The sequence below is a fragment of the Salipiger pallidus genome, from assembly GCF_014643635.1.
In the GTDB taxonomy this organism is placed as follows: domain Bacteria; phylum Pseudomonadota; class Alphaproteobacteria; order Rhodobacterales; family Rhodobacteraceae; genus Salipiger; species Salipiger pallidus.
The window spans coordinates 276,059-291,241 of record NZ_BMJV01000001.1; the positions used below are offsets into that span (position 1 = coordinate 276,059).

Genomic DNA, 15,183 nt, shown 5'->3' on the forward strand with positions numbered 1-15,183 from the left:
CATGGCAAGAACCGACACGAAACGCGATGTGGTCATCGTCGGCCTCGGCTGGACCGGCGCCATCGCCGGGATCGAGCTGGCCAAGGAAGGCCTCGACATCCTCGCGCTGGAACGCGGGCCGGACCGATCCACCGTGCCCGACTTCAAATATCCCGATGTCATCGACGAGCTGCGCTTCGGCATCCGTTACGGCTATATGCAGCGCCCCAAAAAATCCACGCTGACCATCCGCCGCAGCCTGGACGAAGAAGCCATGCCCTACCGGCGGCTCGGCTCCTTCCTGCCCGGTGATGGCGTGGGCGGCGCGGGCATCCACTGGAACGGCCAGACCTGGCGCCCGCAGGCGCAGGAGTACCGTCTGCGGTCCTATGTCGAGGAAACCTTCGGCGCCGATGCCATCCCCGAGGACATGACCATTCAGGACTGGGGCGTCACCGCCGAGGAGCTGGAACCCTACTATGATCGGTTCGAATACATGGCCGGGATTTCCGGTCAGGCCGGCGTGGTGAACGGCGAGACGATCGAGGGCGGTAACCCCTTTGAGCCGAACCGGTCCCGCGACTACCCGCTACCACCGCTGGCCCAGCAGCCCGACAGCCTGCATTTCGCCGACGTGGCGCGGCAGATGGGCTATCACCCCTTCCCGCGTCCGGCGGCCAATGCCTCGGCCCCGCATGTGAACGAATACGGCATGCAGCTGGGACCGTGCAATTACTGCGGGTTCTGCGCGCGCTACGGCTGCCTGAACTATTCGAAATCCTCGCCGCAGACCTGCGTCTTGGATGCGCTGAAGCGGTATGAGAACTTCAAGTACCGGGTGAATTCCGAGGTGCTGCGCGTTAACCTGGCCGAGGACGGGCAGACCGCGACCGGCGTCACCTACTGGGATGCCGAGGCCGAGGAAGAGGTGACCCAGCCCGCCGACATCGTGATCCTCGCCGCCTACTCGATCCACAACGTCCACCTGATGCTGCTGTCGGGGATCGGCGAACCCTACAACCCGCAGACCGGTACCGGCACGACGGGCAAGAACTACAGCTACCAGATGAACGGCGGCACCACGATGTTCTTCAACGACCGCCAGTTCAATCCCTTCGTGGCGGCGGGCTCGTCTGGCATGTCGATCAACGATTTCGGCATGGAACAGATCGACTACGCCGCAGAGGGCTTCATCGGTGGCAGCTACATGACCTGCGGCCATTCCAACGGCCAGCCCATTCGCGGCATCGCGGTGCCCGAGGGCACGCCGAACTGGGGCGCGGGTTGGAAGCAGGCGGTCGGCGAACATTACGGCCATTCCACCTCGCTCGGCTCGCACGGGTCGAACATGTCGTACCGCGACTGTTACCTCGATCTCGACCCGACCTATACGGACCCGCATGGTCGGCCACTGCTGCGGCTGACCTTCGACTGGAAGGACAACGACATCTGCATGACCCAGTTCATGCGCCAGCGCATCGAGGAGATCGTAGAGGCCATGGAACCTGACAGCTGGCAGTCGAGCTACAAGGAAGACGGGGCCACCTACGACGTGCGTCCCTACCAGACGACCCACAACGTCGGCGGCGCGATCATGGGCGAGAACCCGCAGACCTCTTCGATCAACCGCTTCCAGCAGGCGTGGGGGCAACACAACGTCTTCGTGCTTGGCGCGTCCTCCTTCCCGCAGAACATCCAGTACAACCCGACCGGCGCGGTGGGGGCACTGGCCTACTGGACGACCGACGCCATCGTGAACCAATACCTGCCGAACCCAGGGCCCCTGGTCTGAGGAGATGACACCATGAAGACCTTCCTTCGCATCCTCGGCGCGCTGGTGATCGTCGGCGTCGTCGCCCTTCTGGCGTTCATCTTCTGGCCGGTGTCGCGCAGCGCTCCGCAGCAGGTGGCCGCCAGCGCTCCGGAACCGGCGGAACATGGCGAATACGCGATGCGCCTCGCTGATTGCGCGGCCTGCCATACCGCCGAGGGCGGCGAGCCCTTCGCCGGTGGGCGGCCCATCGAAAGTCCGGTAGGCACCATCTACTCGGCCAACATCACCCCGGACTCCGAAACCGGCATCGGCGGCTGGACCCTGGCCGAGTTCCGGGGGGCGCTGATCGACGGGCTCGACGACGAGGGGCACCATCTCTATCCGGCGATGCCCTACACAAACTACCGCGGGCTGACCGAAACCGACATTGCCGGGCTGCACCACTACTTCATCGAAGACCTCGAGCCGGTGCGCAACGATGTGCCCGCAAACGACCTGCCCTTCCCCTTCGACCAACGCTGGGGCCTGCGGGCGTGGAAATGGGTTGCGATGCCCGACGTCGGCTTTGTCTCGGGCGCAGCCTCGGACGACCAGATCGAACGCGGAGCGTATCTTGTCGAAGGTCCGGGTCATTGCGGCGCCTGCCACAGCCCGCGCAACACGCTCTTCGTGCAGGACGGCTACACGGCCGATGATGCCGGTTTCCTGACCGGTGGCGTCATCGCGGGCTGGACTGCGCCCGCCCTCCGCGGAGAGGACAGCGCCATCGCCGGCTGGACGGCCGAAGAGGTGGCGCAGATCCTCGGCACCGGACGCAATGCCCACGCCGCGATTAACGGTGAGATGGCCTTGGTGGTCGAGGACAGCACGCAGTACTTCACCGAAGACGACATGACGGCGATGTCGCGCTACCTCGTCCGTCTTGACGACAATGGCGCGGAAACGGCACAAACGCAGGAAACGCCGTCGGGCGGCCTTGCCGAACGCCTCTCCGACGATCCGGCAACCGAGACCGAACGGATACTTGCGTCTGCAGATCCGGGCATGCCCGAGGGCGCGCGGCTCTACCTGGACAATTGCGGGGCCTGCCATTTCGTCGACGGCAAGGGCGCGGACGAGGTCTTTCCCGAGCTTGATGGAAGCTCGATCGTCCAGGCGGGAGAGCCCACCGGCCTCATCTCGATGATCCTCCACGGTGGCGCTCTTCCCTCAACCGAGGCGCGCCCCTACGCTCTGCGCATGCCGGGCTTCGCCGACCGTCTTTCGGACGAAGAGGTGGCTACCCTCGCCACCTTCCTGCGGAGCGCCTGGAACAACGAAGCGTCTGGAGCTGTCGAGGCAGGCGCCGTTGCGGACATGCGCTCCGAAGAGGGCGGCTGACCATCGCTGTCGCGGGCCGCTGTCATGACGCGGCCCGCCACGACACCTGCGGGCTCTGCATGTCGTGCGTCTCGCGGCGTAGAAGCAGCCGAAGATCGAGCCCTCCACCATGAGAGCGCAGGCGAGGAGATCCCTTTTAGTGCTGGGACGCCTAAATGACGGCAAAAAACCGTGCCATGTTGTCTGGACCAAACATCGCCTTCTCCCTGAATAGCCCCGCGTTTCTTAGACGCCTTCGTGTCTCAGTTTCTGCTCCCGCTCGAAGTCGACGGGCGACAGCATTCCGTTCCGGGCGTGTTTGCGCTTCGGGTTGTAGAACATCTCAATGTAATCGAACACATCCTGCCTGGCTTCTTCGCGTGTTCGGTAGGTCCGTCGCCTGATCCGTTCACGCTTCAATAGGTTGAAGAAGCTCTCGGCGACCGCGTTGTCATGACAGTTCCCTCGGCGGCTCATCGAGTGCTCCAGATTGTGGGCCCGCAGGAATGCCGCCCAGTCCATGCTGGTAAACTGGCTGCCCTGGTCCGAATGTATCAGGACCTTCTCCTTGGGCTTTCTTCGCCACGTCGCCACCAGCAGCGCTTGCAGGACAACGTCTGTCGTCTGGCGGCTCTGCATTGCCCAGCCGACGACACGACGCGAGAACAGATCGATGGCCACGGCGAGATAGGCAAAGCCTTCCTGCGTGCGGATGTAGGTGATGTCGGTCACCCAAACGCTGTCCGGTGTCGCCACTTCAAACTGCCGGTCCAGTGTGTTGTCGATGACCATCGAGGGTTTGCCGCCATACTTCCCCGGTCGGCGCTTGTAGCCGATCTGCGCCTTGATGCCGGCCAAGCTGGTCAGGCGGGCGACCCGGTTCAGGCAGATGCTTTCGCCCTGCTCGAGAAGGTCATCATGCAGCTTGCGATGGCCGTAGACCTTGCCGCTGTCCACCCACGCCTCCTTCAGCATCTCGGTCTGCCGCTTGTCTTCTTGAGCTCGCTTACTCAGCGGTGCCTTCAGCCAGGCATAGAACCCGCTCGGCTGTATGCGCAGACAGCGGCACATGGCCCTGACAGAGAACTGTCCGCGATGCTCGGCTACGAACGCGTATCTCACTTTGCATCCCTGGCGAAATACGCGGTCGCCTTTTTTAGGATATCCCGCTCCTCCGTCACTCTCAGAAGCTCACGCTTGAGCCGACGGATCTCCGCCTCTTTCTCAGCGTCACCGGATGACGCCTTCGCGAACTTCTTCTTCCAGGCGTAGAGCGAATACGCGCTGACCCCGAGACGCTCCGACACTTCCCTGACCGGGTAGCCCCGCTCGGTGATCTGCGCGACGGCGTCTCTCTTGAAATCGTCGCTGAACTTGGTGCTGCTCATCATGGCCTCCTTGCCTCAAAATTAGCAAAGAAGGCGTCCACGATACACGGGGCTATTCAGAACAGCTCAGCAGAATAGCCACGGGGGTGACTACGAATTGCGTCAGAGTGGCGGTTGCAGCCCGACAAGTAGCGGCACATCAGTGTCACCCTGTTTCGCCGGTCAACCAGGCCAGCGCCTCGGTCTGCGTATCGAACTCTCTTGTTTCCTCCACTTTGGTTCGTTCACCGTCAAGCTCGGTATACTCCTCACCCCGAAATCGGTAATCCACTTTATCGGGAAAACTTCGCAACTCGAGCTGCCAGACTTCACGGGCACCTTGCGCTTCAAGAAGTGTCCATCCTGCGTGTGTCATGTTAGTCCTCCGGCTTCATGCGTTTATCTACAAAAACGCATCGCGGCTCTATAAGGTTTCCTATTCCTCGCTAACCCGGCCAACCAGGCCCTCGCACGTCACGACAAGGCGGCGTTTGAATCCCTAAATGGCGGTCTCGGCTTAGAAAGCGCCTCTTACTCAATGAGATACCCCCCGAAATTCGGACACTGACATAGGCTATGATTTGCAGTCTGCTGATCTTCGACGATAAGGAGATCAGAGATGTCGAAACGGAAGCAGCACGCGCCTGAGTTCAAGGCCAAGGTCGCGCTGGAAGCCCTGAAAAGGCGAGGGTTGGAGGGACCGTCGCGCCCGTGGCGCGGCGTAAGCCCGAACAACGCCGCGGAGCGCGCGCTGCGCGCTGTCGCGCTTGGCCGCAGGTCCTTGGCTCTTCGCCGGCTCGGAGCGCGGCTGCGACCGCGCAGCATCCATATATTCCCTGATCGTCACCGCCAAGCTGAACGACGTCGTTCCTCAGGCGTGGCTCGCGGATGTCCTTGCCAGACTACCCGACACGACGACTTCTCGGGTGCCGGATCTGCTGCCATGGAACTGGTCTCGAACTCCGCAAAGGATGGCCGCATGACCCTGATCGCCCGCCTCCGTATTATCCTGAACGATGTCGACCCGCAGCCGATGCGCCATAACGAGGTGCCGCTGAAGATCAGATTCGACCGGCTGCATGAGGTCATTAGGCGGCCATGGGCTGGACCGACACCCATCTTTACGAGTTCCGGGTGGGGGATGCCGGTTGGGGCGAGCCCGATCCGGACGGGTTCTACGACGGCCCCATGGACGCGAAGAAGATGACGCTGGAAAAGCTGATCGACCAGACCGGCACCAGGACGGTCCAGTATATCTACGACGTCGGCGATGACTGGGACCACAGTATCCGGATTTAGCGGGTCAACGAGGCCGCCCCGGGCATGACCTATCCACTGCTGCTGACGGCCGCCGCGGCCTGCCCGCCCGAGGACGTCGGCGGCGCCCGGGGCTACGAGGAGTTACTCGAAGCGCTCGCCAATCCCAATCACGAGCAGCACACATATATGGTCCACTGGTCCGGCGGGAACTTCGACGCCGAAGATGCCGGAATCGCCAGCATCATCGAACGCTTCGATCGGCTTGCGAAGATATGGGCCCCGCGGCCCCGCAAACCCAAACCTACGATCTGAGAGACGCCAGCGACCGCGGCCTACGCCGGATGGTTACCATTGATCTGCTCCCGCTTCATTTCATTGAGCTGGGATGCGCGTCACCAAGCATATCCAAGCTCATAATACTTCGGCGCATTTCCCAAGCGACGCCAGTTTGGGCTCCTACGCCTGCACGCCCGTCACGGCTCTCAAGTCGAGGTCCAACGTCGCAGTCATGCCGTTCGGAATAAACTCCCTGGAGAATTTTCCTCCGAGCGAAGAGCCGACCGTGGTCTGGCACATGCGCGTCCCAAAACCCACGTGACCGGGGTCGCCAGACCCGGGCTTGGTGACGCAGACTTCCGTCCACTGAACAATCAGCCGTTCGCCCTTCTGCTCCGCCCGGATCGCGACGCCGTCTCCTGCTTCAGAGAGACCTCCGTATTTCACGGCATTGGTTGCCAGCTCAAAGAAAACGAGTGACAGAGGCGTGATGGCAGCCGGGCAGACGTTAAGCTCCGGCACATCCTGTCTCACGGAAGCGCCCCCGCTGAAGGGTTCCAGGATCGAGTTAATGAGTTGGACCAGAGCAGTGCCCTTTGGCCTTGCTCCAGCGGGATCATCTACGGCGCACGCATGGACCGAGGCCAACGCGTGGAGGCGTTGGCGCATGACTGTGACAAGCTCCTGGACGCTGTCCGCTTGGCGCGCCGCGATAGAAAGAAGTCCGCCGGCCACCGCGAAGGAATTTCCGACCCGATGGCGCATCTCGGAAAGAAGGAGCTGCTGCCTTTCTGAAGCCTGGCGTTGCAGGGTAATATCCCGTGCGATCTTCGACGCGCCGATGATGTTGCCATTGGTACTGCGCACCGGGGAAACGGTGAGCGAGATCGGTACGAGCCTTCCGTCCTTACGCTTCCGGACTGTCTCTAGGTTCGAGATCCGCTCACCCCGACGCAGCCGAGCGATGAAACCGGCTTCTTCGTTTATGCGATCATCAGGAAAGATCAACGTAATCGACCGACCGATAGCCTCCTCGGCGGTATATCCGAAAAGCCGCTCCGCGCCCGGGTTCCAACTCCGGATGATGCTGTCGAGCCCCTTCGTGATGATCGCATCATCCGACCCCTCAACAATTGCGGCGAGATGCTGGTGAAGGCTCTCGGGAGCTTCGAGTTCTGAAGATCTACTCTGTGCCATGGTCATAGAAGCATATCCATCCACGATGATTTGGGCAATTTCCTTTGACTGGCGCAAGCCAAAAATCACAAGCGACGAGGCACGAAGCCGCGGAACTGGGCGTGCCGATGAGGTCATGCGAAAGTCTGCCGCCCCACCTTGCGCCCCGGCCCCTAACACGCGCGCTGGGTGTCGGCGCGAGTCCCAGTGAAGGTCCGCTGTCCGCCCCCTCCACCCGACTTCGCAACTGCGGCGTAAATCGAGTAAATCGGCTGACGGCAGCTGACCGGTGTCGGGTTTTGGATCTTGGACGCCCCGTCTCCTCCGCGCGCTTCCGCGACGGTCCGGCTCGGAGAAGCGGCACCTTTCGTTAGTGCGAGGCAAGCTCGACAATTGCAGCTGAGGTGCCGTTCAAGTTCGTTGGGTGCCAGGCCTGTTTCAGGGGCGAGTTCGTGCCCTGCGCTCAGCGGCTACTTCGGAGCGCATTTCTCCTATGTCGGAGTGGAATTGTTGCTCAGGGCGCCTGGTAGCGCCGCCGAATATGAGCGCGGCCAGGTCACCAAGCCCGCTCATTCTGAACGATCAAGCCGAGTGATCCCCCTCATCCTCCTACTCTGCCCCGCGTCGCAAGCCACTCTTCCATCACCTGCCTGACAACCTCTGGCCGCGACGGCAGATCCTCTTGTTCGCGGCGATAGTCATCGATTGCCTTCAGCATGCTCTGATCCATCCGGATCGTAACAGGGGCCGTGTCGCGCGGTGGACGTCCCATTTTAGCCACGTCGAATCTCCTTCAAGAAACTACTTGACTAAATGACGTCATAAATCTAAATTGTCAAGTGTGACGGGGACTCTCACCTCCCCATCACACTCTAACCTCAACCGATCCACAGGAGATCGATCATGGCTGACACCTGCCCTACCACGCGCCACGGCGCGGATGAAACCGTGTACTTCCGCCATTCGCCCGTCTCGGGCCACTTCTCGCACCTGCTCGCGGCCCTGGCCGCTGCGATCGAGGCTGAGCGTGACATTGAGAACGGTCTCTGGTCCGATCCGGGATTCGATCATTGGTTGAAGGAGGCGGAACTCGGGTGGGAACTTGCCACCGGTCGCTGCTACTCCGTCATCGACGCACCAGCTACCCGTCCGAGCGATGTCCCGCTCCAGCGTTTCGCGCGTCACTTGCACTGGACGCTCGGCTGCGAGACCGCTGCCGAACTCCGGACTGCTCGCCAGGTCGTTGCGGGACATCCGGACCTGTTTTCCTGGAACGGGAATTGCCCCGAGGCGCTGCGCGTCGCGCAGATGCTCGCGCGCGGTCAACAGCAGTTCGACGAGATCTGCAATCTCGACATGTTGAACCCGATTGATGCCGTGGCCCCCCCGGAGGCTTTCACCGGTTACGAGTCCTTCGCCGCCTGATCTCCACAAACGTGGTCCCGGCACCCTGATGCCCTGTCCCGTAACGGGTCAGGGCTCAAACAACCGTGCTCGCGTTCTCAGCCGACATATTCTCGGAGGTCCAGCAATGGCTCATCCCTCACATTTCTCACTCAAACCCGGACCCGTTCGCCCGCATATCTACATCGGCGCGTCCCGGACCGAGCTTTATCTGCCGCGTGGTTCCCGGAACCTCTCCCCGGAAGGTTGGTCCCGCACCTATTCCGGGCCGATCAAAACGGAGTGGAAGGCAATTGCCCAGACCAAGGGCTTCGACCTAATCGAGCGGATCCGGGACAAGTCCCATGTTGTGTTGCGGTGCCACACCTGCGGCGCCTTGACGGCGCAGAAGCTCTTCACCTTACGCAGCGCCCAGCCAGCTTGTGCGAGTTGCAGGCATCACGCCATCCTGGCAATGGCGCAGCAGGCAGGCTTGGAATTTCAGGGCTACGATCCGGAATACTATAAGCTTGGCATCTACCGCGCTCCATGTGGTCACACCGTGCGCCGACAGTTCGGACAGATCGAACGGATTGCAGGCGGCCACTGCAAGTTACGCTGCGAGACCTGCCATTCCGGAAAAGAGGCGGACGAAGCAGCGGACCGTGGGTGGCAACTTCTGGGAAGCGATCCGGAAGGCAACCCGAACTACCGGTTCTATCAGCACGGCTGTGGTCACACGCAGAGGATCGCCCGCCCGAACATGCAGAGCGGCCGCTTTCAATGCACCGCATGCGGGGAAAGCTGGGCCACCGCGCCCAGCCACCTCTATGCCATTCGTCTGGAGCTTCCGAACGGGCTGAAGGTCGTGAAGCTCGGCTTCTCGCGTGACCCGCGATCGCGGCTGCATCACCAGCTCCTGCTTCGATCCGGAATCCAGGCAGAGCTTTTGCGGACCGTTCCGCAGCCGAATGGCCATACCGCGCTGTGCCAGGAGAAGGCCCTCCACCGCGCGCTGAAGAAGTCTCATCCGGACGCAGTCATTCCGCATGATCATTTTCGGGACTGGCTCGCGGTCAAGACCGAGGTCTACGGGATCGAGGTGGCACCGATCATCCTGAAGTACCTAGACGACATCCGGAAGAAATAGCGGCCCAAGCGTGGCCCGGTTCCGGAACGGTTCTGTCTGGAGCCGGAGCCGCCGCAGCGGCCCGGCCCGTTTGCCCGGGATCGTAACCCGCACGCCACAGTGTGCGGGGCGCCCTGACCTGCGCCGTGACGCCCACATACCGGACAGCGCCACGTCTTCTTCCCTGAACCTTCCCACGCCCCTTCCGGATCGCGGCCCCAACCCGGGCGCCCTGATCCGTACAGTACGGAGCTGACAATGACCCAACCTTCCCCCCAATCCCCCCTTCCAAAGAAAAATGGAGCGAAGCGCCCGCACTGGTGGGGCTTTGCCCGCGACTGCATCGCGCGCCTGCGCGCAACCGAAACCGACATCGTCGATCTGGAACGGCGTGCCACGGCCGGCGACACCGCCGCAGTTGACACTTTGATGGCGTACGAAGGCGGCGACAGCCCGAAACCGCCTTCGCGCCGCGATGTTTCCGGGATGGAGTCCGCCGCCGAGGCCATGGGTCACGTCAACAGCGCGCCTCATCTGCCACAGGACGAGTGGCACGCAATCGCGGCAGACGGCGGCGACCCCTTCGCCACCGCTCAGGACGGCAGCACCCGTCCCGCCATCCCGCTTCCCCTCCGCGACGTGATCCTGCTGGCGCGCCTTGCCGCAACCTTCCGGGATGCGGAGAGCTGGGAGGCGAGCCTCCAACCCGGAGCGTTGACGATCTTGGTCGGCCTCGAACCCACCCTCTACCTCGGAAAGTTGCTGACTGGGGCAATGCTGCCGGAGGGCTGGTCGACCCAGAGCCGGGCGCCTCGCGTGTCGCCGCACCCGGTGCTCCAGCTGCCAGACCGGCCAGTCTCGGACAAGGAACTGGAGCGCCTGCTTCAGCATCCGGCGCCAATCCTGCTGCCGGTCGCGAAGCAGGAGCACCTGCCATCTCTCGTCGGCTTCGGCGAGACAGGCGCGCGCCTTCTGGTCCTCGAAAGGGTGAATGCCGATATCCTGCTCTTCGCCCTGAGCGTCAGCCACAGCGCGACCGGACGGATCGATGCGGACAGCGTGCGGGCACTGTTGCCCAGCGACGAGTGCCTGGCCAGTTTGGAGACGGGACACCTGGCTATGGCGTGCCGCGCGCAGACAGCCCGCGAGGTGGCAGAACGGATCTCGTTGATGACCAGGACAGCACCCGCAGGCGAGGTCGCACGGGAACGCTCCGGCCCGGCCATCATCGACGGCACCACGCCCGCGCATCAGGCTGTCCGGAACATCGTGGAGGACCTCGCGGCGTGGCAGGCCGGTGATCTGGGCTGGAGCGAGATGTCGCGCTCGCTCTTGATCCATGGCGTGCCGGGGACTGGCAAGACCTACCTTGCCCGGCAGCTGTCCGAGGCCGCTGGTGTCGCTCTGGTCGAGGGCAGCTTTGCTGACTGGCAGTCCCAAGGACATCTTGGACATATGCTTGCCGCTATGACCAAATGCTGCGACGCGGCGATCGCGAAAGCTCCGTCTGTCTTGTTCATCGATGAAGTCGACGCTGCCGGTTCACGTTTTGACGGGGATCAGCACGGGATGAGCTACCGAACGCAAGTCGTGAACGGCTTCCTTCAGCAGATCGACAGGCTGGCGCGCACCCCGGGCGTGATCCTGATCGGGGCCTGCAACCAGATCAGCCGATTGGACCCAGCCATCACGCGCCCTGGCCGCTTTGACCAGATTCAGCGGATGCCACTTCCATCGCTTGCAGATATCAGGCTGATCTTACGCAAAAGGCTGGTGGATACGCTGCCGGACAACGAGATCGACAGCTTGGCCCGCGCCGCCACGGGCAAGACCCCCGCCGAACTCGACGCCGCATTGCGTGCCGCCACCGCGCGCGCGCGGCGGCAACGGCTGCCCATGTCATCCGACCTGATGCGCCGACACCTCGGGGTCGATCGGCCCAACCCGGAACTGCTCCGCCGTATCGCCGTCCACGAAGCCGGTCACGCGCTTGCCGCCGAGCTGCTGGTTCCGGGATCTGTCGTGAAGCTCAGCCTCTCTGACCGCGACGGCCGGACCGAACGCCGTTCGACCTTCGTCGAGCTGACGGTCGAGGAGATCGAGAACGAACTCCTGATCCTGATGGCAGGTCGCGCGGCCGAGCGGCTGGTTCTGGGCACGATCTCCAGCGGTGCAGGTGGAGATCGTGAGAGCGACCTCGCCCTGGCCACTGGGCTAGTCTTGCAAATGGACCGAGAGCTGGGCCTTGGCCGCAATGGCGATGCCTGGCTGGGGCCTGCCGACATGCACAGGCTGACCGAGGAGGAGCAACAGAGGGTGAGGGCGAAGCTGGGTCAGGCCATGAACCACGCCGCGAAACTCCTCACGCCACACATCGGCCAGCTAAATGAAGTGGCAGCCGCGCTCATCGACGTCCGAGAGCTCCACGGCGCGGCAATGAGGCGGCTGATCGCCGGACCGGATCGAGAACCCACACTTAGTCGTAGCTAACCTTCGGGAACTGCTTGGACCGTGCGACCAAACTGGATACCCTTCCCCTGTGCTACAACTGTAGCACATCGACGTAACACAGACAGCGACCCGCGCAGCGCAAATGACAGCGTTTTCAATGGCTTAAAATGCGGTCGAATTTTGCTCCGCGCCCTACCGCCGGAGCCAATTTCCCTAAGATACCAAACTTTACACCTCCCAACTTAGCTTGGATGATGGAGAGCGGTTCGAGGCTGAATGTTGAAGGCGTTGAACACAGGCTCGCCCACCGTGGGCAGACCTGTGCTGCTCTGAGGTAATCCGTCTCCCCGTAAGGAGAGGCACCATATACCCAACTCATGCCTTTACTTCACCAATGGCGTTTCCGCTTCCGACGCCGCCTAAAGGTGCTTTTCACGTCTCGACCGCTTACTTTGGCCCGAGTGACGACAGACGTGAATTTTGCGCATACCTGGATCAGGGCATTGGTCGCGGAGTGCGATGTGCCAGACGCACAAGGCCAATATCGAAATCCAAACTGCAGACCCTTGTTACGAACGAGGGGCCGGCCGAGACCATGTCACTCGCCGTCGACTTGTAGTCTCGTTTCCTGTTTGTCGACGGAAGGACACACGGGTGGAGTTCAAATTCGCCATGTGTCACCTTGATGGTACCCCGTCACGATCGATAACTCGACACAGCACGTGAGCTCCATCCAATGAAGACTGCCGACCTCATCGACGAACATGCCGCCCTACTGCGGCTCGTTCATCTTCCGTTCCGACATTATGGTCGCAAGCCTCACATCTTCGGCCCAGTGCAAACGGTCAAGTGCTTCGAGGACAACACCGCCTTGCGCGCACAGCTGGAGACGCCAGGAGAGGGGCGCGTTCTGGTCGTGGATGCCGGCGGCTCGACCCGGATCGCGGTGCTGGGCGACATGCTGGCCGATCTGGCGATTGCGAACGGTTGGGAGGGGGTCGTCATAAGCGGTGCCATCCGCGACAGTGCCGAGATCGCCTCGATGGATACGCTGATCTTCGCATTGGGCACCTCACCCGTGAAAAGCGCCAAGGACGGGCTCGGCAAGGTGGGCGGGCCTGTCGAACTGGGCGGAGTGCGGATTGCGCCCGGAGACTGGATCTATGCCGATGCCGACGGAGTACTCATGAGTAGCGAAAAGCTGGTTTAAGCTGACCCGGAGCCGGCAGTTCCGCCAAGCGGCGCGAGTGCGTTCAGCCAGCTCCGTCCGCACGCTTTGCGAGCGGCGCGAAGCAAGACCGAAAGCAAGCGTCGTCTGAGAAGAGCGAGCGCTGCTGCGGGCCCGATCCGCTGCCGTGTCACTCGAACAAACGGATCCGCGCGGCTGTTGCAGCGGTCCTCAAGAACCCCTGGTCGGACCCGGTCAGGAACCCGGTCGCTCCCAGAACGCGCATCGCGTTGGCGTCGATGCGATCGTTTGCAAGCACCAGTGCGGGCATAGCGGCCGATGTCGCCGCCGTCAAAAGATGCGTGACGGCGCGGTCCAGCCCCCCGCCTTCCGCTGCCGCGCCCATACTGGCCCCGAGGTCTGCGCGGCCGATGAAGATCGCGTCGAGTCCTTCGGTCGCGACGATCTTGTCGATCCGGCCCAGCGCTTCGGCTTCTTCGATCATTGCGATGACGGCAGTGCGTGCATCCTGCGCCGCCATGTAGTCGGCCACGGGCACGCCACCGAACGCGCCTGCGCGTGTGGTGGGCGAGAGCCCACGCCCACCAGCATAGCGCGAAAGCGCGACGATCTCGCGAGCGACGGCGGCAGAGGACACATGCGGCACCAGCACGCCATCGGCACCGCTGTCCAGTACGCGCAGGATGTCACCGGGCTGACGAACCCGCACCAGCCCTGCCATGCGGTGCGCCCGGCAGGCCAGCAGGATGGCATCGGTCGTCTCGGGGTTCAGCGGCGCGTGTTCCTCGTCGATCACGACAAAATCGAAGCCCAGCGTCCCCAGGATCTCGGCGGGCTGGGTCGAGGGGATCTTGAGGAAGGTCCCCAGCACCGGCTCGGGAGCGCGCAGGCGTGCGCGAAATCCGGCCCTCATCCGAAGCACACCTTGTCCCGACCCTTGGTCCCGAGGATCGCGCGCGCCTCATCCGGGGTGGCGATCTCATGGCCCAGATCCTCGAGGATGCGCCGGATCTTGGTGACCATCTGCGCGTTGCTCTGCGCGAGCTGGCCCTTGGCGATATAGAGGTTGTCCTCCAGCCCGAAGCGGACATGCCCGCCGAGGATCGCCCCCATGGTGACCAGCGGGAATTGTGACCGGCCCGCGCCCAGCACCGACAGCAGGTGATCGTCACCGAAAAGCCGATCCGCCGTGGCGCGCATGTGCATGAGGTTTTCTGGATCAGTGCCCTGCGCCCCGGTGACGCCAAAGATCGCCTGCACGAAGAACGGCGGTTTCACCAGGCCCCGGTCCGCGAAATACGCGAAGTTGTACAGGTGGCCTGTATCATAGCATTCGAACTCGAAACGGGTGCCGGTCTCGGACAGCGTGGCCAGAACCGTCTCGATCTGGGTGAAGGTGTTGGACATGATCAGGTCGCGGGTGCCACGCAGGTAATCGACCTCCCATGGCTGCGGATCACGGCAGCCCTTTTCGGCTGCGGAGATGTTGAAGTTGAACGACCCCATATTGAGCGAGGCCAGCTCCGGTGCGGCCTGCACGGCGGGGGCGATGCGATCCTCCGTCGACATGCCCAGCCCGCCGCCGGTGGTGATGTTCACGATGGCATCCGTGGCCTCGTGGATGCGCGGCAGGAAGGCGGCGTAATGGGCCGGATCCTGGCTTGGCGCTCCGGTCCCGGGCATTCGAGCGTGCAGGTGGAGCACCGCGGCACCGGCCTCGGCGGCACCGATGGCGCTTTCGGCGATCTGGTCGGCGGTCACCGGCAAATGTGGCGACATGGACGGTGTGTGGATGGAGCCGGTCACGGCGCAGGAAATAATGGTCTATCTCGTAGTCCGG

General features: G+C 62.8%; 12 protein-coding genes and 2 pseudogenes. 8 read left to right on the plus strand and 6 right to left on the minus strand.

The features are described from left to right. Position 1: 1 nt before the first annotated feature. Together IEX41_RS01325 and IEX41_RS01330 are read left to right on the plus strand one after the other, a co-directional pair. Entirely contained in the window at positions 2-1,771 is a 1,770-nt protein-coding gene (locus IEX41_RS01325) for a GMC family oxidoreductase (protein WP_188788074.1), read from the plus strand. A gap of 12 nt (positions 1,772-1,783) precedes the next feature. After that, a complete protein-coding gene (locus IEX41_RS01330; RefSeq protein ID WP_188788076.1) occupies positions 1,784-3,133 on the plus strand; it encodes a cytochrome c in 1,350 nt (449 codons plus the stop codon). 225 nt (positions 3,134-3,358) lie between these two features. Here IEX41_RS01330 and IEX41_RS01335 read toward each other — a convergent pair. Next, positions 3,359-4,500, minus strand: a protein-coding gene (locus IEX41_RS01335) for an IS3 family transposase (protein WP_373285601.1) whose coding sequence is annotated in 2 segments (ribosomal slippage) — positions 3,359-4,260 and positions 4,260-4,500 — 1,143 coding nt in all. Because the reading frame shifts where the segments join, the coding sequence is not laid out codon by codon here. Positions 4,501-4,645: 145 nt separating this feature from the next. After that, positions 4,646-4,855: a hypothetical protein gene (locus IEX41_RS01340; RefSeq protein WP_188788081.1), complete on the minus strand. Its 210-nt coding sequence runs from the start codon at positions 4,853-4,855 to the stop codon at positions 4,646-4,648. Between the two features lie 354 nt (positions 4,856-5,209). Here IEX41_RS01340 and IEX41_RS01345 point away from each other — a divergent pair. Further along, a pseudogene (locus tag IEX41_RS01345) lies at positions 5,210-5,462 on the plus strand (transposase domain-containing protein); the annotation flags it as partial. A gap of 115 nt (positions 5,463-5,577) precedes the next feature. Next, positions 5,578-6,051: pseudogene (locus tag IEX41_RS01350) on the plus strand (plasmid pRiA4b ORF-3 family protein). Positions 6,052-6,195: 144 nt separating this feature from the next. Here IEX41_RS01350 and IEX41_RS01355 read toward each other — a convergent pair. After that, the gene (locus IEX41_RS01355; protein WP_188788083.1) at positions 6,196-7,218 is read right to left on the minus strand and encodes a PAS domain-containing HWE histidine kinase family protein; all 1,023 of its coding nucleotides are present in this window, start codon (positions 7,216-7,218) and stop codon (positions 6,196-6,198) included. 574 nt (positions 7,219-7,792) lie between these two features. After that, complete coding sequence (locus IEX41_RS01360; RefSeq protein ID WP_188789207.1) at positions 7,793-7,963, minus strand: ribbon-helix-helix protein, CopG family; 171 nt, start codon at positions 7,961-7,963, stop codon at positions 7,793-7,795. 131 nt (positions 7,964-8,094) lie between these two features. On the opposite strand from IEX41_RS01360, the gene IEX41_RS01365 reads away from it, so the two are divergent. The 4 genes from IEX41_RS01365 (at position 8,095) to rraA (ending at position 13,364) form a co-directional block, all read left to right on the plus strand. Then, positions 8,095-8,616, plus strand: coding sequence for a hypothetical protein (locus tag IEX41_RS01365; RefSeq protein ID WP_188788085.1), 522 nt, complete (start codon positions 8,095-8,097; stop codon positions 8,614-8,616). 106 nt (positions 8,617-8,722) lie between these two features. Continuing rightward, positions 8,723-9,724, plus strand: coding sequence for a GIY-YIG nuclease family protein (locus IEX41_RS01370; protein ID WP_188788086.1), 1,002 nt, complete (start codon positions 8,723-8,725; stop codon positions 9,722-9,724). A gap of 237 nt (positions 9,725-9,961) precedes the next feature. Then, the gene (locus tag IEX41_RS01375; protein WP_188788087.1) at positions 9,962-12,193 is read left to right on the plus strand and encodes an AAA family ATPase; all 2,232 of its coding nucleotides are present in this window, start codon (positions 9,962-9,964) and stop codon (positions 12,191-12,193) included. A 697-nt stretch (positions 12,194-12,890) separates the two neighbouring features. Beyond that, positions 12,891-13,364 carry a ribonuclease E activity regulator RraA gene (gene rraA, locus IEX41_RS01380; RefSeq protein ID WP_188788089.1) on the plus strand — a complete coding sequence of 158 codons (474 nt, stop codon included), beginning with the start codon at positions 12,891-12,893 and terminating at the stop codon, positions 13,362-13,364. Positions 13,365-13,512: 148 nt separating this feature from the next. Here the strand turns inward: rraA and IEX41_RS01385 are convergent, their stop codons facing one another. Both IEX41_RS01385 and kce read right to left on the minus strand, forming a co-directional pair. Continuing rightward, entirely contained in the window at positions 13,513-14,256 is a 744-nt protein-coding gene (locus tag IEX41_RS01385; RefSeq protein WP_188788091.1) for an HpcH/HpaI aldolase family protein, read from the minus strand. After that, positions 14,253-15,164: a 3,5-dioxohexanoate:acetyl-CoA acetone transferase gene (gene kce, locus IEX41_RS01390; protein ID WP_505952484.1), complete on the minus strand. Its 912-nt coding sequence runs from the start codon at positions 15,162-15,164 to the stop codon at positions 14,253-14,255. The genes IEX41_RS01385 and kce overlap by 4 nt, the downstream gene beginning before the upstream one ends. Positions 15,165-15,183: the final 19 nt, after the last annotated feature.